15 protein-coding genes and 1 pseudogene are annotated in these 21,772 nt (G+C 35.4%); 11 read left to right on the top strand and 5 right to left on the bottom strand.

Annotated elements, in window-relative coordinates; genetic code table 11:
• Nucleotide 1 precedes the first annotated feature (1 nt).
• Nucleotides 2–685 carry a response regulator transcription factor gene (locus CJF42_RS03115; protein WP_095365277.1) on the bottom strand — a complete coding sequence of 228 codons (684 nt, stop codon included), beginning with the start codon at nt 683–685 and terminating at the stop codon, nt 2–4.
• 157 nt (nt 686–842) lie between these two features.
• On the opposite strand from CJF42_RS03115, the gene CJF42_RS03110 reads away from it, so the two are divergent.
• From CJF42_RS03110 to CJF42_RS03100, 3 genes and pseudogenes are all read left to right on the top strand, one after another.
• Nucleotides 843–1,277: a Spy/CpxP family protein refolding chaperone gene (locus tag CJF42_RS03110; RefSeq protein WP_095365276.1), complete on the top strand. Its 435-nt coding sequence runs from the start codon at nt 843–845 to the stop codon at nt 1,275–1,277.
• Between the two features lie 498 nt (nt 1,278–1,775).
• Nucleotides 1,776–3,260 carry a mannose-1-phosphate guanylyltransferase/mannose-6-phosphate isomerase gene (locus tag CJF42_RS03105; RefSeq protein ID WP_095365275.1) on the top strand — a complete coding sequence of 495 codons (1,485 nt, stop codon included), beginning with the start codon at nt 1,776–1,778 and terminating at the stop codon, nt 3,258–3,260.
• 58 nt (nt 3,261–3,318) lie between these two features.
• A pseudogene (locus CJF42_RS03100) lies at nt 3,319–4,769 on the top strand (phosphohexomutase domain-containing protein).
• 101 nt (nt 4,770–4,870) lie between these two features.
• Here CJF42_RS03100 and metK read toward each other — a convergent pair.
• Nucleotides 4,871–6,058, bottom strand: coding sequence for a methionine adenosyltransferase (metK, locus tag CJF42_RS03095; RefSeq protein WP_095365304.1), 1,188 nt, complete (start codon nt 6,056–6,058; stop codon nt 4,871–4,873).
• Between the two features lie 331 nt (nt 6,059–6,389).
• Between metK and tkt the strand changes: the two genes are divergently transcribed.
• The 7 genes from tkt (at nt 6,390) to CJF42_RS03060 (ending at nt 16,669) form a co-directional block, all read left to right on the top strand.
• Nucleotides 6,390–8,390: a transketolase gene (gene tkt, locus CJF42_RS03090; RefSeq protein WP_095365274.1), complete on the top strand. Its 2,001-nt coding sequence runs from the start codon at nt 6,390–6,392 to the stop codon at nt 8,388–8,390.
• A gap of 201 nt (nt 8,391–8,591) precedes the next feature.
• Nucleotides 8,592–9,605 (top strand): erythrose-4-phosphate dehydrogenase, encoded by a 1,014-nt coding sequence (gene epd / locus CJF42_RS03085; RefSeq protein ID WP_095365273.1) that lies wholly within the window; start codon nt 8,592–8,594, stop codon nt 9,603–9,605.
• Between the two features lie 57 nt (nt 9,606–9,662).
• Nucleotides 9,663–10,838, top strand: a complete 1,176-nt coding sequence (locus tag CJF42_RS03080; protein WP_095365272.1) for a phosphoglycerate kinase — start codon at nt 9,663–9,665, stop codon at nt 10,836–10,838.
• A 153-nt stretch (nt 10,839–10,991) separates the two neighbouring features.
• Nucleotides 10,992–12,056, top strand: coding sequence for a class II fructose-bisphosphate aldolase (fba, locus tag CJF42_RS03075; protein WP_095365271.1), 1,065 nt, complete (start codon nt 10,992–10,994; stop codon nt 12,054–12,056).
• A gap of 1,119 nt (nt 12,057–13,175) precedes the next feature.
• Nucleotides 13,176–13,865 (top strand): phosphate regulon transcriptional regulator PhoB, encoded by a 690-nt coding sequence (phoB, locus tag CJF42_RS03070; RefSeq protein ID WP_095365270.1) that lies wholly within the window; start codon nt 13,176–13,178, stop codon nt 13,863–13,865.
• Between the two features lie 27 nt (nt 13,866–13,892).
• Nucleotides 13,893–15,191, top strand: a complete 1,299-nt coding sequence (phoR, locus tag CJF42_RS03065; protein WP_095365269.1) for a phosphate regulon sensor histidine kinase PhoR — start codon at nt 13,893–13,895, stop codon at nt 15,189–15,191.
• Between the two features lie 512 nt (nt 15,192–15,703).
• A complete protein-coding gene (locus CJF42_RS03060) occupies nt 15,704–16,669 on the top strand; it encodes a PstS family phosphate ABC transporter substrate-binding protein (protein WP_095365268.1) in 966 nt (321 codons plus the stop codon).
• A 1,573-nt stretch (nt 16,670–18,242) separates the two neighbouring features.
• Here the strand turns inward: CJF42_RS03060 and CJF42_RS03050 are convergent.
• Nucleotides 18,243–18,452, bottom strand: coding sequence for a cold-shock protein (locus CJF42_RS03050; protein WP_095365267.1), 210 nt, complete (start codon nt 18,450–18,452; stop codon nt 18,243–18,245).
• A gap of 310 nt (nt 18,453–18,762) precedes the next feature.
• Here CJF42_RS03050 and CJF42_RS03045 point away from each other — a divergent pair, with 310 nt between their 5' ends.
• A complete protein-coding gene (locus tag CJF42_RS03045) occupies nt 18,763–19,968 on the top strand; it encodes an alpha/beta hydrolase (protein ID WP_095365266.1) in 1,206 nt (401 codons plus the stop codon).
• 27 nt (nt 19,969–19,995) lie between these two features.
• Here CJF42_RS03045 and panC read toward each other — a convergent pair whose 3' ends face one another.
• Together panC and panB are read right to left on the bottom strand one after the other, a co-directional pair.
• Entirely contained in the window at nt 19,996–20,856 is an 861-nt protein-coding gene (panC, locus tag CJF42_RS03040; protein ID WP_095365265.1) for a pantoate--beta-alanine ligase, read from the bottom strand.
• Between the two features lie 120 nt (nt 20,857–20,976).
• On the bottom strand, nt 20,977–21,771 hold the full coding sequence (gene panB, locus CJF42_RS03035; protein WP_095365264.1) for a 3-methyl-2-oxobutanoate hydroxymethyltransferase: 795 nt from the start codon (nt 21,769–21,771) through the stop codon (nt 20,977–20,979).
• Nucleotide 21,772: the final 1 nt, after the last annotated feature.

Genomic DNA, 21,772 nt, shown 5'->3' with positions numbered 1-21,772 from the left:
TTTACTCTCCTGATAAAAAAATATAACCAGAACCACGGACTGTTTTTATTTTTTCACCTTGGCTATATTCAGCTATTTTTTTCCTAATATTACTTACGTGCATATCAATGGAGCGATCAAAAGCGACTAATCGTCGCCCTAATACTTGTGTACTTATTTCGTCTTTACTAATTATATCGTTGGCATTTTTTATAAGTAAAACTAAAATTTCATATTCAGTTCCTGTTAGCGTGAGTACATTTTCGTTAGCAAACACTTCACGACTTTTTGGGCAGACTCTCATACTATTTATATTAAGAATCGATGTTTTATTTAAACTATTAATATGGTCAATTCTTCTTGTTATTGCTTTTACTCTTGCCAATAATTCTCTGTGATTAAAAGGCTTTGCTAAGTAATCATCAGCACCGAGTTCTAAACCAAAAATACGATCAAAATCTTCACCGCTCGCAGTTAACATAATGAGTGGCGTGAGTTTTTTTTGTCTAAACTGTTTTAACACCTCAAAACCATTTAGTTTAGGTAACATGACATCGAGTAAAATGAGCGAAAAATGGTCTGTTAAAGCGCGATCTAAACCTGCTTGGCCATCATTTTCAGTTATAACTTCAAAACCGTGAGCACCTAAGTATTCACTTAAAAGGTCACATAGCTCTATATCATCATCAATTAGTAATATTTGCATTAAAATGTCCTAAACTTCTTATCTTATATAAGGTGAATATAGTAACGTTTTTTAGATAAGGGTGTTTATCTTTACACAATCTTTACTTACGTTTGCGTTACTTTTCATTGCACTGATTATACTTTTAATCGTTCCCCAACAAATAGGAAGATTAATTATGAAATTATCAAATGTATTTCTAATAGCGGCATTATCAATCACTTCTCTTAGCAGTTATTCAGTTGTTGCTAAGCTTGGAATGTCATCAGAGCATATGTTGTTATCAGATCGTGCAAAAGAACACTTATCTTTAACTGATGCTCAACAATCTCAAATAAAATCATTTATAGAACTGAAAAAATCAGCTTTAGAGCAATATAAAGAAGCTGGAAAAGAAACTCGCCAGCAACGTAAGGCTTTAATTCAAAGTGAAACATTTGATGAACACGCTTTTCGTGAACTACTGATAAGCAACCAAGATAGAAAGATAAAAATATCAATTATAAAAGCGAGAGGTAAAAATCAAATTTGGAATACACTAGATAAAGTACAACAAGAAAAACTAGATAAAATGATGAAACACAGAAAAAATAAAATGCGTAATAAAGATTAAAAATAAGTTTTTAAACCAATCTAGTGGGGACTTCTGAGCAATCATGCTCGTTGTTGCCTACATAGATGTACTAGAGTAATGCAAGAGCATATTGACGAAGAGGAGTAACCATTAATACAAAGATGCGCCTAGATAATGAGTTTTAGAGTTATCTGAGGAGTTTAATTCAAGGCATGTTGGTGCAAGAATGTAGGTTACCTTTCAAACCAACACAACGATGAAGTGGGTTTGTTCAGCGGCTCCGTCTCGGCGAGTTTAAACAGGGTTTATGCTGCGTTATTAGTTTTGATAAGGGAACAACCATTATCTTCAATTAATGCCTTACCTAAATCCTGTTTAATTCTCGCTGAAATTGCGCATTTTTAGGTATCATGGGTATATAGCTAAAAGATCACAACTTAGCTTGCTTTATTTTTCAGAATCTCATCAAAAGTATGCTGAAAATCATGGGCGTGAGCAGTTTAAAATAGTGATTAGTTATAAAAAGGAATTTTTACAATGATCTTACCCGTAATTATGGCTGGTGGTTCCGGCACACGTTTATGGCCATTATCAAGAGGAAATTATCCAAAGCAATTTTTGTCACTTTATGGTGATCAAACAATGCTTCAGCAGACGATGGCACGCTTAGAAGGATTAAATAGTCAACCTAGTATACTTATTTGCAATGAAGAACATAGATTTATTGCAGCAGAACAAATACGTCAGTTAGGAGTGGATCATAATGGGATACTTTTAGAACCTGCCGGAAGAAATACTGCACCCGCAATTGCACTTGCTGCATTTAAAGCATTAGAAAATAGTAAAGAGACATGTGAGCCTATCTTACTCGTATTAGCAGCTGATCATATCATTGAAAATAAAGATGAATTTCAAAAATCAGTGAAACAAGCTTATGTTCATGATCAAGATGACAAGCTTGTTACTTTTGGTATTGTTGCTGATAAGCCTGAAACTGGATATAGATATTTGAAGCGAGGAGAGCCTTTACAAAAACATTTGGATGCTACTCAAGCCGGTTTAACATCTTTTAAAGTGACGAATTTTGTAGAAAAGCCAAATTTAGAAACAGCTCAAATTTATGTTGATTCTGGAGAGTTTTATTGGAATAGTGGTATGTTTATGTTTATGTTTATGTTTATGTTTATGTTTAAAGCAAGCCGTTATTTAGTTGTCCTTAAACAATTTCGTCCAGATATATATGATGCATGTGAAAAATCAATGCAACAACAAAAAGTTGACAACGATTTTATTAGAATCAATAAAGAAGCATTTTTAGCATGTCCTGATGAATCTATTGATTACGCGGTAATGGAACCTCTTTGTCAGCAAGTTGATAATGGTGATGCGGTTGTAGTGCCTATGGATGCTGGGTGGAATGACATTGGCGGTTTTTCTACTTTATGGCAAGTCTCTGAAAAAGATCATAAAGGCAATGTATTTAAAGGTGATGTTAAAGCCACTGATACGCAAAACTCATTAGTTATGAGTGATGATAAGCTTGTTGCCTTAGTTGGTGTTGATGATCTTGTTATTGTCAATACAAAGGACGCCATTTTAATTGCTCATAAAGATAAAGCGAAAGACGTTAAAGTAGTTGTAAATAAACTAAAAAAAGAAAATCGCAGTGAAGCAACATTTCATAGAGAAATGTATAGACCGTGGGGGAAGTATGACTCCCTTGATAACGGAGAAAGGTTTCAAGTCAAACGTATAACGGTAAACCCTGGGGGTAAGCTTTCGGTTCAAATGCATCATCATAGAGCAGAACACTGGATTGTTGTTTCAGGAGTGGGAAAGATCACCAATGGTAAAAGTGAGATTCTATTAACTGAAAATCAATCTACATATATTCCGATAGGTGTCATTCATGCCTTAGAAAATCCGGGTGTTATTCCACTAGAACTGATTGAAGTTCAATCTGGTTTATATTTGGATGAAGACGATATTGTAAGATTTGAAGATAAATACGGACGTAGTTAAATTCATTTTAAGTAAATCAAATCTAAAAAATGGTTTCAGTTTTATAAAGGTTCAAAAAATGACAAATGGATCACACTCCATTAACACTAGTAAACCAATATTAGATGAATCAAAATCTAGCATAGAACTCGGGTCTAGTTCACAAGTAGAAAAATTAACTTGCTTTAAAGCTTATGATATAAGGGGTGAGTTAGGTCAAGAGCTAAATATTGATATTGCATATCGTATCGGGCGTGCATACAGTGATATTTTGTCACCTAAATCTGTTGTTGTTGGTGGTGATGTTCGATTAACTTCTAATGAACTTAAGTTGTCGTTAGCTAACGGCTTAATGGATGCAGGTGTAAATGTTTTTGATCTTGGAGTGGCAGGAACCGAGGAAGTTTACTTTGCTACATCACACTTAAACCTTGATGGTGGTATTGAAGTCACAGCTAGCCATAACCCGATGAACTTTAATGGAATGAAACTAATTAAGGAACTATCAAAGCCGATTAGTGGTGATACTGGTTTATTTGATATTCAGGCATTAGCACAATCCCAAAAATTTAAAGAAAAACACTAGTTAGAGGTGTAATAAAGGATATATCAACACTAAATGAATATGTTTTACATTTATTTACTTATATTGACTGCCAAAATATTCAGCCTCTTAAATTAGTTGTTAATGCTGGAAATGGTGCTGCGGGACATGTTGTTGATGCAATAGAAACTCAGTTTTACAAACTTAATACACGAATTGAATTTATCAAAATAAATCATGAACCAGATGGAAATTTTCCCAATGGTATTCCAAACCCATTACTTCCTGAAAATCGACAAGACACTATAGATGCTGTTATTGCACATAATGCCGATATGGGTATTGCATGGGATGGTGATTTTGATAGGTGCTTCCTTTTTGATGAAAAAGGAAAATTCATCGAAGGCTACTATATTGTTGGTTTACTAGCTGAAGCTTTTTTACAAAAAAATCCAAGTGAAAAAATCATTCATGATCCACGATTAAACTGGAATACAATTGAACTTGTAAATAATGCAGGTGGCAAGGCAATTCAAAGCAAAACAGGACATGCTTTTATAAAAGAAAGGATGAGGGCCGAAGATGCAATTTATGGCGGTGAAATGAGTGCACATCATTATTTTAGAGATTTTTCATATTGTGACTCAGGTATGATCCCTTGGTTATTAATTGCTGAACTTCTATGTGTAAAAAGTACTTGCTTATCTAACTTAGTCAAAAATAGAGTATCCGCTTGCCCATCATCAGGTGAAATTAATCGACAAGTCTCTGATGCAGATGCTGTGATATTTAGGGTACTTGCTGCATATAAAAATGATGCTATTGAAATTGATTATACCGATGGGATCAGTATAGATATGGGGTATTGGCGTTTTAACCTTAGAAAATCAAATACAGAAGCTTTACTCAGGTTGAACTTGGAAACGAAAGGTGATGAGAAGCTAATGAAAGAGAAAACAGCTCAAGTACTAGCTCTATTAGAGTAAGTAATAAACTTTAGGTTTAAATTTAATGCTCTTAACGATATTAGTTTGAAACAAAAAGGAGAAGCTTAGCTTCTCCTTTTTATGCTCTAAATTGAAGTAGGCTACAAACCTGCTGTTGCTTTTAATGTGTCAGCTTTGTCTGTTTTTTCCCAACTGAACGCTGTGAAAGTATCATCGCCAACTGTCATTTCATATGGTTCGCGACCAAAGTGACCGTATGCGGCAGTTTGTTGGTACATAGGATGTAATAAGTCTAACATCTTAGTGATACCGTAAGGACGTAGATCGAAGTTCTCACGTATTAGTTCAACTAAACGCTCTTCAGATACTTTACCTGTGCCAAATGTATCAACAGAGATAGACGTCGGCTCTGCAACACCAATAGCATAAGAAACCTGAATTTCACAACGATCAGCAAGACCAGCAGCAACAATGTTTTTTGCAACATAACGACCAGCGTATGCAGCACTACGGTCAACTTTTGATGGATCTTTACCAGAGAAAGCACCACCACCATGACGTGCCATACCACCATATGTATCAACAATGATTTTACGACCAGTTAAACCACAATCACCTACTGGACCACCAATGACAAAACGACCAGTTGGGTTGATATGATATTTAGTATCTTCAGTTAATAATTCTGCTGGTAATACGTGCTTGATGATGTTTTCCATTACCGCATTAACTAAATCATCTTGTTTGATATCTGGGTTATGCTGAGTTGATAATACAACAGTATCAATCGCTACAGGCTTGTTATCTTCATATATAAAAGTAACCTGAGATTTAGCATCTGGACGTAACCAAGGTAATATGCCCGATTTACGTGCTTCAGCTTGACGTTCAACTAAGCGATGAGAGTAATAAAGTGGTGCAGGCATTAAAGTTGGCGTTTCATTTGTCGCGTAACCAAACATTAAACCTTGGTCACCAGCACCTTGTTCTTCAGGTTTTGAACGATCAACACCTTGTGCAATTTCAGGAGATTGTTGACCAATTAAATTCATGATGCCACAAGTTTCGCCATCAAAACCAACATCAGAAGATGTGTAACCAATTTCACTGATCACGTTACGTGTTAGTTTTTCTAAATCAACCCAAGCATCGGTTGAAACTTCACCTGAAATAATTGCAACACCAGTTTTTACCATAGTTTCACAAGCAACTCTAGCATGCTTATCTTTAGCAATAATAGCATCTAATACTGCATCAGAGATTTGATCTGCAATTTTATCTGGATGACCTTCTGATACTGATTCAGAAGTAAAAAAATGTTTTGCCATTTTATATATACTCACAATAGAGAGCGCTGGTTTTTACACCTTCAAGTTGTCTAAGGAGGTGAAGCAGGCGCTGGATAAAAATTATGAAGTTATATTATCTGAAGCGATTTCAATTTCATAGCTTTTTTACGCCTAGACGTCTAAACGGTGTCAACAATAGCGTTATTAATTTAAATAATATGAAAAAAACTAAAGAACCTAAAATTTGTAGGGGTTTTTATTGCTCAAAAAACTGTAATAAGTAAGAATAGCTCTTCTATTTTTGCAAATCTGCAATTTAGTTAACAATTTAAATTATTTCCAGTGCACAACATTGAAGGTAGAAGAAGTTATGCCATCTCGCAAAGAATTAGCAAATGCTATTAGGGTCCTATCAATGGACGCCGTTCAAAAAGCCAAATCAGGTCATCCGGGTGCCCCTATGGGTATGGCGGATATTGCAGAGGTTTTATGGCGGGATTATCTAAAGCATAATCCAACAAATCCAGAATGGGTTGATCGCGACCGATTTATACTTTCAAACGGTCATGGTTCAATGCTGATATATTCTTTGCTTCATTTATCTGGTTATCAACTTTCAATTGAAGACCTTAAAGACTTTCGTCAAATGGACTCTAAAACTCCAGGTCATCCAGAATATGGTTATGCGCCAGGCATTGAAACAACAACAGGTCCATTAGGACAAGGTATTACTAATGCTGTTGGTATGGCGATTGCCGAAAAATCTTTAGGCGCACAGTTTAACCGTGAAGGGCACGATATCGTAGATCACTTCACTTATACTTTTCTAGGTGATGGGTGTTTAATGGAAGGTGTTTCTCATGAAGCATGTTCATTAGCAGGTACATTAGGCTTAGGTAAATTAGTGGCATTTTGGGATGACAATGGCATTTCAATAGATGGTGAAGTTGAAGGTTGGTTTACAGACGATACACCTGCACGTTTTGAAGCATACGGTTGGCACGTAATCGCAAACGTTGACGGTCATAACAGTGAAGAAATTCGTTCAGCAATTGATGAAGCACGTGCAGAGACTTTAAAACCAACATTAATTTGTTGTAAAACAGTAATTGGTTACGGTTCTCCTAATAAATCAGGTAGCCATGATTGCCACGGTGCACCACTGGGTGACACTGAAATTGCAGCTGCACGTGAATTCTTAAACTGGAAACATGGTGCATTTGAAATTCCACAAGATGTTTATTCTGATTGGGATGCAAAAGCAAAAGGTTCTGATTCTGAATCAAGTTGGAATGCTAAATTTGATGCTTATAAAGCAGCTCATCCTGAACTTGCTGCAGAACTTGAACGACGTCAAAATAGCGAGTTACCAGCTGATTGGGCTGAAAAATCACAAGCATACGTTGAAGAGTTACAAGCTAACCCTTCAGGTATTGCAACACGTAAAGCATCACAAAATGCATTAAATGCATTTGGTCCTATGTTACCAGAGTTTATGGGCGGATCAGCTGATTTAGCAGGATCTAACCTAACAATCTGGGATGGATCTAAAAGCTTAACCGGTACAGATGCATCTGGTAACTACATCAACTACGGTGTACGTGAATTTGGTATGTCGGCAATCATGAACGGTATTACATTACATAAAGGTTTCATTCCTTACGGTGCTACTTTCTTAATGTTTATGGAATACGCACGTAATGCGGTACGTATGGCTGCATTAATGAAGCAACCAGCTATTTTTGTTTATACGCATGATTCAATTGGCTTAGGTGAAGATGGTCCAACTCACCAACCTGTAGAGCAAATTGCAAGCATGCGTTTAACACCAAACCTTGATAACTGGCGTCCATGTGACCAAGTTGAATCGGCAATTGCATGGAAATCAGCTATTGAACGTAAAGACGGTCCAACTTCACTTATCTTTACACGTCAAGGTTTAGCTCAGCAAGAGCGTACTACTGAACAATTAGCAAATGTAGCTAAAGGTGGTTACGTACTATCTTGTAACGCAACAAACAATAACCCTGATTTAATTTTAATCGCAACAGGTTCTGAAGTGCAATTAGCACAAGATTCAGCTACACAGTTACGTGATTCAGGTAAAACAGTTCGTGTTGTCTCTTTGCCATCTACTGATGTATTTGAAGCGCAAGATGCAGCATATAAAGAATCAGTCTTACCCGTTGCAGTTTCTCGTCGCGTAGCGATTGAAGCTGGCATTGCAGATTATTGGTACAAATATGTTGGCTTAAATGGCGCTGTTGTAGGTATGACTACATTTGGTGAGTCAGCTCCAGCAAACGAGTTATTTGAACACTTTGGTTTCACAGTTGACAACATCGTGACTAAAGCAAAAGAGTTGTTTTAGCCAAAAAATTAAATGTGACTAAAGTAGCATTTATTTTTTTAAAAAGATCTTTGTTGATACAACAATGATCTTTTTTTATGTTTAAAAATCAACTTCAAAATTTCTCTAAAAATAAATGGTATTTTTCTCTGGGGTTCAGGGGCAAGGTCGATTACAATACCACCAAATTTGATATGGTTTCTTTAAGAACTTTTTACTTCAATGGCAATAAAATTAGCAATTAATGGTTTTGGCCGAATAGGCCGTAATATTGTACGTGCTTTATATGAAGCAAAACTCACCGATCAATTTCAAATTGTCGCAATTAATGAGCTTGCAGATCCTAAAGGTATTGCACACTTATTAAAGTATGATACATCGCATGGTCGTTTTCAATTTGATGTGTCTCTTGATGTTAATTGTTTAACAGTTCAACAAGACCGTATTGCACTTTTTAGTGAAAAATCACCAGAATCTTTACCTTGGCATGACTTAGAAATAGATGTGGTACTTGAATGTACTGGTATATTTCATTCTCGTGAACATGCCATGCTACATATTAATGCGGGCGCTAAAAAAGTATTGTTTTCACAACCTGCTGACTCTAATATGGATGCCACTATTGTATATGGTATTAATGATGATGAACTAATAGCAGAAGATGTGATAGTTTCTAATGGTTCTTGTACCACGAATTGTATCGTGCCAGTAATTAAAGTACTTGATGATGCATTTGGAATTGAATCAGGTGCAATAACAACAATTCATGCATCAATGCATGATCAGCAAGTTATTGATGCTTATCACCCTGATTTACGCCGCACTCGTGCAGCAAGCCAATCTATTATTCCGGTTGATACAAAGTTAGCCCGTGGTATTGAAAGAATTTTGCCTAAATTTGAAGGCCGTTTTGAAGCGATAGCTATGCGAGTACCAACAATAAATGTTACAGCTATGGATTTAAGCATTACAACGCATGCAGATGTAACGATAGAGCAGGTTAATTTGGCTTTATCGTCTACCACTAATGAAAGACTCTCTGGTATCTTAAGTTATACCGAAGAACCACTAGTATCAATTGATTTTAATCATGATCCACATTCAAGCATTATTGACGGAACTCAAACCCGTGTAAGCCATAAACGTTTAGTTAAATGTTTAGTATGGTGTGATAACGAATGGGGTTTTGCAAACCGCATGTTAGATACGGCTAAAGCTATGATGCTTGCCAAATAAAGAAATTAATTAACCCCAAAATTTAAGTGCAGTATTTAATTAACTAAGGAGAATTTCATGTCAGTCATTAAAATGGCAGATCTAGATTTATTAGGTAAGCGTGTATTAATTCGTGAAGATCTTAATGTGCCAGTCAAGGATGGAAAAGTGACTTCTGATGCGCGTATTCGTGCCTCTTTGCCTACTATTAAATTAGCTTTAGAAAAAGGCGCTAAAGTAATGGTAATGTCTCACCTAGGTCGCCCAACTGAAGGTGAATATGCAAATGATTTTTCTTTATCTCCAATTGTAGATTATTTAAATGATGCTTTAGAGCAAAATGTTCGTCTTGAAAAAGATTATTTAAACGGTGTTGAAATTAATGACAACGAAGTTGTTGTTTTTGAAAACGTACGTTTCAATAAAGGCGAAAAGAAAAATGACGAGGTATTAGCAAAACAATTAGCAGCTTTATGTGACGTATATGTAATGGATGCATTTGGTACAGCGCATCGTGCACAAGCCTCAACACATGGTGTTGGCTTATACGCAAATACAGCTTGTGCTGGTCCGCTTTTAGCTGCTGAATTAGAAGCTTTAGGCAAAGCGCTTGATAATCCAGCTCGTCCATTTGTTGCTATAGTTGGTGGTTCTAAAGTTTCGACTAAACTTACAGTATTAGATTCATTATCGACTATTGTTGATCAGCTTGTTTGTGGGGGAGGGATTGCTAATACCTTTATTGCAGCTGCAGATCATGAAGTAGGTAAATCATTATTTGAAGCAGATTTAATTGATGAAGCTAAGCGTTTAGTTTCTGCAGCTCAAGCTAATAATGGTGATATTCCAGTACCAACTGATGTTGTTGTTGCTTCTGAGTTTTCAGAATCAGCAGTCGCAACACTTAAAAATGTTGAAGATGTATTATGTGGAGATATGATTTTTGATATTGGTCCAGATTCTGCTAGCGCATTAGCTGAAATAATTAAAAATGCAGGTACAGTTGTTTGGAATGGCCCTGTTGGCGTATTTGAGTTTGACCAATTTGGTAATGGTACGCAAGCGATTGCAAATGCAATTGCTGAGTCTAGCGCTTTTTCAATCGCTGGTGGCGGAGATACGTTAGCAGCTATTGATAAATATAATGTTGCGGATAAAATATCTTACATCTCAACTGGCGGTGGTGCATTCTTAGAGTTCTTAGAAGGTAAAAAATTACCTGCTGTTGAAATGTTAGAGCAACGCGCTAAATAATGTAGTGGGGGGTTATCTCCCTATAATTTCAAATAATAGCTAAATTTAACTCTCACAATTTAATTTAGTTATTAAATAACTCGTTCAAAACCCGATAGTAAGTTACTTAGACTATTCTAAGGGTGAATACTATCAACAATTGGAGAAAGCAAAATGGCTTTAATTAGTATGCGTCAACTTTTGGACCATGCAGCTGAAAATGGTTATGGCGTTCCGGCGTTTAACGTAAATAACCAAGAGCAAATGCGTGCAATAATGGAAGCGGCTGATAAAACTAACAGCCCCGTGATCGTACAAGGTTCAGCTGGTGCGCGTAAATACGCTGGTGCCCCTTTCATTCGTCATATGATTTTAGCTGCAATTGAAGAATGGCCACATATTCCTGTTGTTATGCATCAGGATCACGGTACATCACCTGCAATTTGTCAGCGTTCGATCCAATTAGGTTTTTCATCAGTAATGATGGATGGTTCTTTATTTGAAGATGGTAAAACAGCTTCAACTTATGAATATAACGTAGATGTAACACGTCGTACTGTTGAAATGGCACATGCATGTGGTGTTTCTGTTGAAGGGGAGCTAGGTGTGCTTGGTTCATTAGAAACGGGTGAAGCGGGTGAGGAAGATGGTATTGGTGCTGTTGGTAAATTATCACTAGAGCAACTTTTAACTGATCCTGAAGAAGCTGCTGACTTTGTTAAGAAAACAAATGTTGATGCATTAGCGATTGCTTGTGGTACTTCTCATGGTGCTTACAAATTTTCTCGTCCACCAACTGATGATATCTTAGCAATAGATCAAATCAAGGCAATCCATAAACGCATCCCTAATACGCATTTAGTTATGCATGGTTCATCATCTGTACCACAAGAGTGGTTAAAAGTGATTAATGAATTTGGTGGCGAGATGCCTGAAACTTACGGTGTGCCAGTTGAACAAATCGTTGAAGGTATTAAGCACGGCGTTCGCAAAGTTAATATAGATACTGATTTACGTTTAGCTTCTACAGGTGCTATCCGTCGTCATTTAGCTGAAAATCCGGCGAACTTTGATCCTCGTAAATTCTTAGCTGCCGCTACGCAAGCTATGACTGACATCTGTATCGACCGTTATGAAGCATTTGGTACAGCCGGTCAAGCAGGTAAACTAAAATCGATTTCACTTGATGCGATGTCAATGAAATATGCTGCAGGTGAGTTAACGCCTCAAGTAAAGTAGTTCATTTACGCAAGTTATAAAGATCATAACTTTAAGCCCTCATAGTGAGGGCTTTTTTGTACCCGGATCATAATTAAACTAAGACAGATCATAATTTAATGGGTGTGATCAGTTTTTATTCACTGAGATCGTAATTTTACTAACTATGATAGTATCTATTGAGACTTTTAGTCATTCTAGAGTAAATAACCAACTACTTATGTAGGTAAATCAATCAAAGTTTATTAAATTAAAATCATCTAAGTAAAAAAATGATCTGAAATGAAAGCTTACCACTTTAGCTAGTAATAAATTGATCTCAAAGATCATCGTTTATTCACTAAAAGTTGTTTTAGTCTCAGACCTTGTTACAACGTAATTGAAACAATTTATTAAATTTCAGATCTGCTTTATGATTTATAATACGATCCAAAACTAAACATTTTATCAATAGCATGATTAATGTCTTTAAAGTCGTTTCTGTTATATTTAATTTTTTCTTGATTATCTAGACCTACAAACAACGCATGTTGCAGTATATTTTTTTGCCAGGTTATTTGTTTTAGATAACTGTTTTAGCATCAATTTCAATCTTTTTGAGCAAGTATCAGTAATACTGAAGTTTTTGCGTTAATTTGGCATAATTTACTGGTTTTTCGATGATATCAATTGTAACGTACCTAAATGGTAAGTTAGCAGATACGTTATTATAGTTTGATCTGTTTAAACTCGCCGAGACGGAGCTTCAGAACAAACTCACTTCATCGTTGCGTTGGTTTGAAAGGTGCCACTCCTTGCATTAACACGCCTTGAATTGGTTTCGTTCAGATAACTCTGAAACATGCATTTTGAAGTAACATGGGTATAAACTTGGTAGTAGTAAGCAGTTATCAAAATCTAACATGAGCAAATCAAAATCAAGTACTTTAGGTTTGATTGAATTAATAATATATTGAGTTTAATATTCTTACCAGAATTCATGTTATTATTATGTTAATTAATGTGATTTTATCTGTTAATGTGTTTCGGTCAAAGTAAATCAATATGAACTAATGGGCTATTATCTATCCAAGGTTCATAAAACTGTCATATTTAATCATAATAATGAATGTAATTAGGAACTTTAAGAGATAATTAGGAATGTCACGAAAAATACTTGTAGTTGATGATGAAGCACCCATCAGAGAAATGTTGGTGTTTGTACTTGAGCAAAATGGTTATCAAGCTGTTGAAGCTGAAGATTATAATTCTGCTATGGAAGCACTTGCTATTGAACCATATCCTGAATTGATCTTGTTAGATTGGATGTTACCAGATACCAGTGGTATTCAGATAGCTAAAAAAATTAAACAAAATGACCATACTCGAAAAATCCCTATTATCATGCTTACAGCTCGTGGTGAAGAAGAAGATAAAATCAAAGGCTTAGAAGTTGGTGCTGACGACTATGTCACTAAACCTTTTTCTCCAAAAGAACTTATGGCACGTATCAAAGCTGTTATTCGAAGAGTTTCACCTACAGCTTTAGAAGAATCAATAGAAGTGCATGGTTTACGATTAGATCCTATCTCTCATCGTGTTACTTCTTCAGGGAAAGAGCTAGATATGGGGCCCACAGAATTTAAGTTATTACACTTCTTTATGACTCATCCTGAACGTGTTTACAGTCGTGAACAATTATTAGATCAAGTTTGGGGCACTAATGTATATGTTGAAGATCGTACTGTTGATGTGCATATTCGTCGTTTAAGAAAAGCAATCACTAGTGCACATGATAAATTAGTGCAAACAGTTCGCGGTTCAGGTTATCGTTTTTCAAATAAGGTTTAATATAAACCAAATAACGAGAGTTATTTTATGTTCAGAGTGATTAATAAACGCACTTTAATGCAGCGTTTATTTATATATTTTTTACCATTATCACTGATCGGAGTCCTAATAGGGGCTCCTTTTTTACTTTTATTTTTAGGGACTGCCAGTTTATTATTTTGGCATTATAAACAGTTATATAGATTAAGTGATTGGCTGCATAACCAAAAAAGCTTTAACCCACCTGAAGGAGAAGGGAGTTGGGAGCAAATTTTTGATGGCATTTATCGACTACAACATCGCCACAGAGATAAACGCAATGAACTTGCAGGTTTGATTAAACGTTTTCGTGAAGGTGCGGAAGCAGTTCCTGATGCGGTAATTGTATTGCAAAAAGACTTGAGCATAGTCTGGTGTAATAAACTTGCTGTTCACGTACTTGGATTAGAATGGCCAGGTGATAGTGGTCAAAGGTTAGATAATTTAATTCGTCATCCTAAATTTGCTCATTATATGCAGGCAAATGATTACTATGAACCACTTGAATTAGACTCACCTTTAGGTACCGAACAAATGCTTGAATTTCGTGTTATGCCATATGAAACACAACTTATGGTTGTAGTTCGTGATGTCACCGAATTAAAAATGTTAGAGCAAATCCGCAAAGATTTTGTTGCTAATGTATCACACGAATTAAGAACGCCACTTACCGTGATTTCTGGTTATCTTGAAATGATGGATGCTGAGTCTATGCCACCATTGGGTGTTTGGGGCAAAGCGCATGGCACTATGTCAGAGCAGTGTCAGAGAATGAATGCACTAGTAAATCAATTGCTGATTTTATCTCGAATGGAAGGTCCACGTAAAACCGAGCAAGATGAGTTAGTAGATGTTCCTAATATGTTAAAGCTCATTTTAATTCAAACAGAAACACTAAATATAGATAAAAAGCATGTCATAGAATTAGATATTGATCAAAAGCTGTTTATGTTCGGTAAAGTTGAAGAGCTAAGAAGTGCATTCTCTAATTTAATTTTTAATGCCATACATTATATTCCAGAGCCTGGGCATATACGTATTGTATGGAAAATTAAAGATGCAGAGCCTTACTTTGCTGTTTATGATAATGGTGATGGCATTGCTCCTGAGCATATTGGTCGTTTAACTGAGCGGTTTTATCGTGTAGATCAGGCTCGTTCTCGTAAAACGGGTGGCTCAGGATTAGGTTTAGCAATCACTAAACATGTATTGTCACGCCATGAGTCTCATTTAGATATCGTAAGTAAAGTAGGGCAAGGTTCTTGTTTTTCTTTTAGCTTTTCAAGTGAACGCGTTAAGAAATTCTAATTGAGATTGGGTAGAAAACGATAACGGCGTTATGATTCATAATCATGAATTACAAATCATGCCTTGTACTCGATCCTACTCAAGCTCTGAAACCTACATTTCCAAGTAGCACGGGCATGTAGGTCATAAAACTGTCATAAAGTAGTAATCTAACTGTCATTGAAAGTGATAATAATAGTCGCAGTTACATACCCATGCTACTTTAGAATACGAGTTTCAGGACGAATGAGCAATTCATGAACTAGGCGCATCTTTATATTAATGATTGTCCCTTAAAAGAAAATGGAACAACGAACATGACTTGCTCAGAAGATCCCGCAAGGTTGGTTTAGAAACGCTTTATACTGTGTTAGATGAATTTGAAAGAGAATAGCTATGCCTTCATTCATTTGTATTGTTTAAGTTTAAAGCGTTTTTAATTCCAACTGAATTCTGTATTTTGAAATAGTATGGGTGTTTATAGAACGAAGTTTAAAATAGACTTCACAAATTGAGAATGATTGGAGTTACCAATGAAATTTAAAAATTTATTTGCCGCTATGGGCCTAACACTTACAACTTTAGTATCCGCTAATGTTGCTGCACTAGATAAATCAATTCCAGAATATAATAAAACACGTGGTGTTACTGGTAACTTTTCATCTGTTGGCTCTGATACATTAGCAAACATGATGACTTATTGGGCTGAAGAGTATAAGCGTATATACCCTAATGTTAATATTCAAATTCAAGCTGCTGGTTCTTCTACTGCGCCACCAGCTTTAACAGAAGGTACTTCAAACTTCGGTCCTATGAGCCGTCAAATGAAATCTAAAGAAATAGAAGCATTTGAAAAGCGCCACGGTTACAAGCCAACTCAAATTCGTGTTGCTATTGATGCATTAGCGGTATTTGTTCATAAAGACAACCCAATTGAAGGTTTAACTATCTCTCAAGTTGATGCTATTTTCTCTTCTACTCGTAAATGTGGTTCAGGTTCTCAAGTGAGCCGTTGGAGTGATGTTGGTCTTAGCGGTAACTGGGCTGGTAAAGATGTCCAATTATATGGTCGTAACTCAGTATCTGGTACTTATGGTTACTTTAAAAAGAAAGCACTATGTAAAGGTGATTTCCGTAGTAATGTAAATGAACAGCCAGGTTCGGCATCTGTAGTACAATCAATTTCTTCATCAGTTAATGCTATAGGTTACTCAGGTATTGGTTACAAAACTTCTGGTGTGCGTACTGTACCTTTAGCTAAAAAAGGCACTAACTATGTTGATGCAACTTTAGATAATGTAGCTAAAGGTAAGTATCCATTATCGCGTTTCTTATACCTTTACGTAAACAAGCATCCTAATAAGCCTTTAGCACCAATTGAAGCACAATTCTTAAAAATGGTATTGTCGCAAACAGGTCAAGGCATTGTTGAAAAAGATGGTTATGTGCCACTTTCAGCTAAGTTAGTTAAAAAAGAATTAGCTAAAATCGGATTATAATAGTTCAATTTACCCTGAATTATTAAGCAGCAAACCGCCCGTTAGGGCGGTTTTTCCTTATAAATTCTAATGCGGAATTCATTAATTCGATATGTCTATTGAGTTCGTGATATTTCACTTTTATTGGCATATAAAACCGTATTTAGTACTACCTTAGTAGCAACTGTAAATATTTTTAGGCTTCTTTCTAGTAGGCTTAAAATCACTTTATACTAAACTATTAACTTCTGATAAACTTTATTTTTATTAATCTTACTGAATAATCCCTGAAGCACTAAACTAATCTATTTATTATTTCAATATAGTAGCGTTCACTATTATCAAATTTATTAGCGAGTATATCTCAAAAAATAGTCAAATTGACAATAACTTCTAACCCATTGATTTTTAATTTTTAGTACTGTTATTCGCGCTGATAAATTACCTTAGATCTATTTTTTATTATGGACATTCTTATTTATTTTACTAATCATAAAAGGATTATTTACATGTTCAGCGTGATTAATGTCAATGATAATGCGGTTCTTTTAAAATAAAATTTAGCATTTAAGTGGGCTATTTAAATACATTGTGTTTATCACCCTTCGGGCAAGATTAACTGCCTTAATTAATTCCCGATGAATTGATCATGGCGTATTTACACCTAACAGTCAGCACTGAACTCAAGTAACAACCAAGCTCGGTAAGCACTTAAAGTCTGCAACAGTTAAACAAGACCAAACATAAAGGCATGAACTGGGCACAACGATTAAAGCGGGTATTTGGTATTGAGATCCAAACATATCACCAATGTGGTGGTACGGTTAAGATTATTGCGAGTATTGAAGATCCTGTGGTGATAAAAAAATACTCGTTCATCTCGACAAGCAAGTAAGAAGCTCAAATCACAATTTTTTCATCATATTTATCACTGTTTTGTATAATAGATGCAGGGGGTTGTTGATCTTTCAGGGTTAAATTTTGTTCGAGATAAAAGCATTTTAGTCGCGGCCAGTAATGTGTAGCCTAGTCATTCTAAGTAAATACTACTCAACAAAGAATAAAAAGCTTTTAGCCGAATCCTTTGGACAGTGTTTGTTGGGGATTTTTACTGCGTTATCGCCTTTTTATTTGGAATAACCACATTACAAAGGCTCTGCCTTGTATAAATCCCCAACAATTCGCTACAAAAGTGATCTTGAAAGATCAACAGTCCCTAGCCTAGTGTATAAATAATGATACCAGTGCTACTGCGGAAATAGATATTGAAAATATCAGTACTGATATATATACAGGCTCTGCTCTTTCCTAAACATTATTGAAAAAAACTTACTCGCAATATATAAAAGCTTACTCACTAAAGACTCTGATATAAAAAAACCTTCAATAAATCTAGAGCAGTCAATGTTATTATCTGCATATAATGAAAATTAATTATTGAGCTTTAAGTTTAATCAACCGCCCGCTATGTCTGTTTTTTTGTTGTAAAATCTAAAAATCAGAGAAACAAGGTTTAGCTTATAAAAAAGGAAGCTTCGCTAGCTTCCTTTTATTAGATATCTAATATTAAGGTTTATAAAATCCTTAAATTAATTTAGATTACTACGATTTTTTCTGCTTGAGGGCCTTTTTGACCTTGAGTAACAGTAAACTGTACACGTTGACCTTCGGCAAGCGTTTTAAAACCAGTACTTTCAATGGCGCTGAAATGGGCAAAAACATCAGGGCCATTTTCTTGTTCAATAAATCCAAACCCTTTAGATTCATTAAACCATTTTACAGTACCAGTAGTAGTATTTGACATTGTTCGATCCTATATTAATCAAGAGTAATTTTTGCTACTAAGATAACGACTTATTTAGTTAAATTAGGCCGCAGCACTTAACAGCGATTTTGCTGAAAGATAGTGCTATTACTTATGAAAACAGGACGAGGTATTATTAAGTGTTACATCGATAAAGTATTACATAAATATTATACGTATTTTCAAGCTAATTTTAAGTATATATACGATCGCTTTTTAGTCAATATATCTAAGGTGATAAAAATAGATTTATTTTTTAATTATTATATGATTGTTTCCAAAGTAAAAAAATAGAGTAAGTGTTCGCATTGTGTTAAAAATAAAAATGATAGGTTTATTAGCTCGTTTAATTATAGCAAGTTTAATGATTATGCAATTGGGGTGTGCACAAAATAATGTGCCTAACCATGCATTATACCAAAAATCGCAAAGCCAGTTACCAATAGAGTTTAAGAGTTTTGAAGCATATCAAATAGCAACTAAAAACTGGTTAACCGATAACCGCGTATTTTTAACAAAAAATAGAACCAAAGAGCTTAAATTTAATGCACCTTTTGAGCTTTTACCGCATCAGAACTTAAATGAAAAGAAATCTAAAGGTATTTTATTAGTACATGGTTTAGGCGATTCACCTTATTATTTTTCAGATATTGCACAAGAGTTGAGCAAGCAAGGTTTTTTAGTCAGAGTATTATTATTACCTGGTCACGGCTCTCGCCCTGCTGATTTATTATCTGTTTCATCAAAGACTTGGGTTAGGTTGGTTGATATACAAATCAATGCCTTAAAAGCACAGGTTGATAATGTATATCTGGGTGGGTTTTCAACAGGCGCTAATTTAGTGACAAGTGCTGCTTTAGTGGATGATGCTATAAAAGGATTAGTTTTATTTTCACCAGCATTTAAAGCAAAAACTAAACTCGCTCGATTTAGCCCTATATTGCCTTGGTATGAACCTTGGCTTTGGCTAAAATCACCAAATAGAATGAAAAATATTGCGCGATATTCACCGGTACCTAGTAATGCATTTGCACAATACTATTACACAAGTAGAGATGTGCAGAATCAACTTGAGCAATATGTGTTTTCGAAACCTGTATTTATGGTATTAAGTGAAACTGATTCAGTTGTAGATGTATTAGCAGTTGCAAGGTATTTTAATCAAAAATTTACCCATAAAAATTCAAAGCTCATTTGGTTTGGTAATAAACCAGAAGTAAATGATAATCGTATTGTTGTATATTCAGATAAATATAATAAATATCAAGTAAGTAACTATTCACATATGGGGGTTTTATTTAAGCCTGATAATACTTATTTTGGTTTTCAATCAGGTTTTAGAATTTGTGATAATGGCCAAACGGATACTGCATTTAGAAAATGCTATAAAAAAGGCGATATTTGGTACTCAGCTTGGGGCTATCAAGAACCAGATAAAGCCCATTCACGCTTAACTTTTAACCCTAGATTTAATGACATGATTCAGGTTTTAGAGTGGGTATTAAAGAGTAACTGAGTTAAAAAACAAAGAAAGATATAAAAGTTAAACTAAGTCATTTATATCAACTTGTATGTTATCAATTAAACGAACAGAACCTAAAAAGGCGGCGGCTAAAATAACGAAACTATTACAATCAGGAGCTGCAATTTTTAAATCAGCTTTATTACAAATATTAAAATAGTCTGGCTTTAAGCCCGCTTCAGATAATGTATTTTTAGCTGATTTAATCAAAGATGTATAATCACGATCACCAGCGACTAATGCTTTATGAGTGCGCTGTAGGCTAGCATATAATACTTTAGCAATATCTTTTTGTTCTGCAGTTAAATAACCGTTTCTAGAACTTTTAGCTAAACCTGAATCTTCACGTTTAGTTGATACACCTATGATTTCAATTGGCATGGATAAGTCTTCAACCATAGTGCGAATAACTTGTAGCTGTTGAAAGTCTTTTTCACCAAAACACGCAATATCAGGTTGTACTAGATTAAACAGTTTACATACAACGGTAGATACACCTCTAAAGTGATCTGGACGTGTACCTGCACAGTGTCCTTCAGATACGCCTGGTACTTCTACAAAACTTTGTGCATCTAAGCCTTTAGGGTAAATAATACCCGGAGTAGGCGTAAATAATAAATCTGTGCCTAAAGCTTTTAGGCCTTGCTGATCTTGATCTAGCGTTCTAGGGTAGCTGTCTAAATCTTCATTGGCGCTAAATTGCATTGGATTTATAAAAATACTCGCAACTACTTTATCAGCAACTGTTTTTGCTTTTTCAACTAAAGAAAAATGGCCTTGATGCAAGTTTCCCATTGTTGGTACGAAAGCGACAGTTAAGCCACTTTGTTTCCAAATTTTAATTTGCTGACGCAAAGCTGAAATTTCAGTGATCGTTTTCACGTTTTTTTCCTGAAATGATAATAAAAGAAATTAATTGAAGTAAACCCCAAAATAGTTTTGGGGGTATTTAAATCATAAGGTGTCACGAAGTGACCTTAATAGAAATATCTAGCAGATCTATTAGCTGAATTCATGCTCTTTTGCAGGAAATACTCCGCTTGCTACATCAGCCATATATTTTTTTACTGCATCAGGCATATTGCCTGCTTCTAATAAAAAGTTTTTAGAGAACTTTGGAATATAACCTGCTGAAATACCAACTAAATCATGCATTACTAATATTTGGCCATCAGTCAGGTTACCAGCACCTATGCCAATTGTAGGAATGTTAATTTCGTTAGTGATACGTTCTGCCAAAGAGGAGGGGATACACTCTAATACTAATAATTGTGCACCAGCTTTCTCTAGGGCTTTAGCATCACTTATCATGTTTTGCGCTTGTTCTTGTTCACGACCTTGAATTTTAAAACCACCAAAAACATGAACAGATTGTGGTGTTAAGCCTAAATGGCCGCACACAGGAATACCTTGTTGTGTTAACGCTGTGACTGAGTCATAAAGCCATTCGCCGCCTTCTAACTTAACCATATTAGCACCAGCGCGCATTAGTTCTGCAGCATTTCTACACGTGTCGGCAACATTTGAATAAGTCATAAAAGGCATATCAGCAATAACAAAAGTATTTGGTGCGCCAGCACGGACACATTTAGTATGATAAGCAATATCTTGATTTGTCACAGCTAAAGTATCAGTACCGCCTTGCAATACCATACCCATTGAATCGCCAACTAATAAAACATGAACGCCATTGTCTGCAAACAAGCTGGAAAAGCTGGCATCATAAGCAGTCAAAGCACCTATTTTAGTGCCTTCATTTTTCATTTTTCTTAAAGTCGATACAGTGATTTTTGACATT

This window comes from Pseudoalteromonas sp. NBT06-2, assembly GCF_002276045.1.
Classification (GTDB): domain Bacteria; phylum Pseudomonadota; class Gammaproteobacteria; order Enterobacterales; family Alteromonadaceae; genus Pseudoalteromonas.
This window is presented reverse-complemented; position numbering and strand designations above follow the sequence as displayed.

Bases quoted from the DNA above. Each gene is read 5' to 3' on its own strand.
- CJF42_RS03115 (WP_095365277.1), bottom strand. From the start codon at position 685: ATGCAAATATTACTAATTGATGATGATATAGAGCTATGTGACCTTTTA.
- CJF42_RS03110 (WP_095365276.1), top strand. From the start codon at position 843: ATGAAATTATCAAATGTATTTCTAATAGCGGCATTATCAATCACTTCT.
- CJF42_RS03105 (WP_095365275.1), top strand. From the start codon at position 1,776: ATGATCTTACCCGTAATTATGGCTGGTGGTTCCGGCACACGTTTATGG.
- metK (WP_095365304.1), bottom strand. From the start codon at position 6,058: ATGGCAAAACATTTTTTTACTTCTGAATCAGTATCAGAAGGTCATCCA.
- tkt (WP_095365274.1), top strand. From the start codon at position 6,390: ATGCCATCTCGCAAAGAATTAGCAAATGCTATTAGGGTCCTATCAATG.
- epd (WP_095365273.1), top strand. From the start codon at position 8,592: ATGGCAATAAAATTAGCAATTAATGGTTTTGGCCGAATAGGCCGTAAT.
- CJF42_RS03080 (WP_095365272.1), top strand. From the start codon at position 9,663: ATGTCAGTCATTAAAATGGCAGATCTAGATTTATTAGGTAAGCGTGTA.
- fba (WP_095365271.1), top strand. From the start codon at position 10,992: ATGGCTTTAATTAGTATGCGTCAACTTTTGGACCATGCAGCTGAAAAT.
- phoB (WP_095365270.1), top strand. From the start codon at position 13,176: ATGTCACGAAAAATACTTGTAGTTGATGATGAAGCACCCATCAGAGAA.
- phoR (WP_095365269.1), top strand. From the start codon at position 13,893: ATGTTCAGAGTGATTAATAAACGCACTTTAATGCAGCGTTTATTTATA.
- CJF42_RS03060 (WP_095365268.1), top strand. From the start codon at position 15,704: ATGAAATTTAAAAATTTATTTGCCGCTATGGGCCTAACACTTACAACT.
- CJF42_RS03050 (WP_095365267.1), bottom strand. From the start codon at position 18,452: ATGTCAAATACTACTACTGGTACTGTAAAATGGTTTAATGAATCTAAA.
- panB (WP_095365264.1), bottom strand. From the start codon at position 21,771: ATGTCAAAAATCACTGTATCGACTTTAAGAAAAATGAAAAATGAAGGC.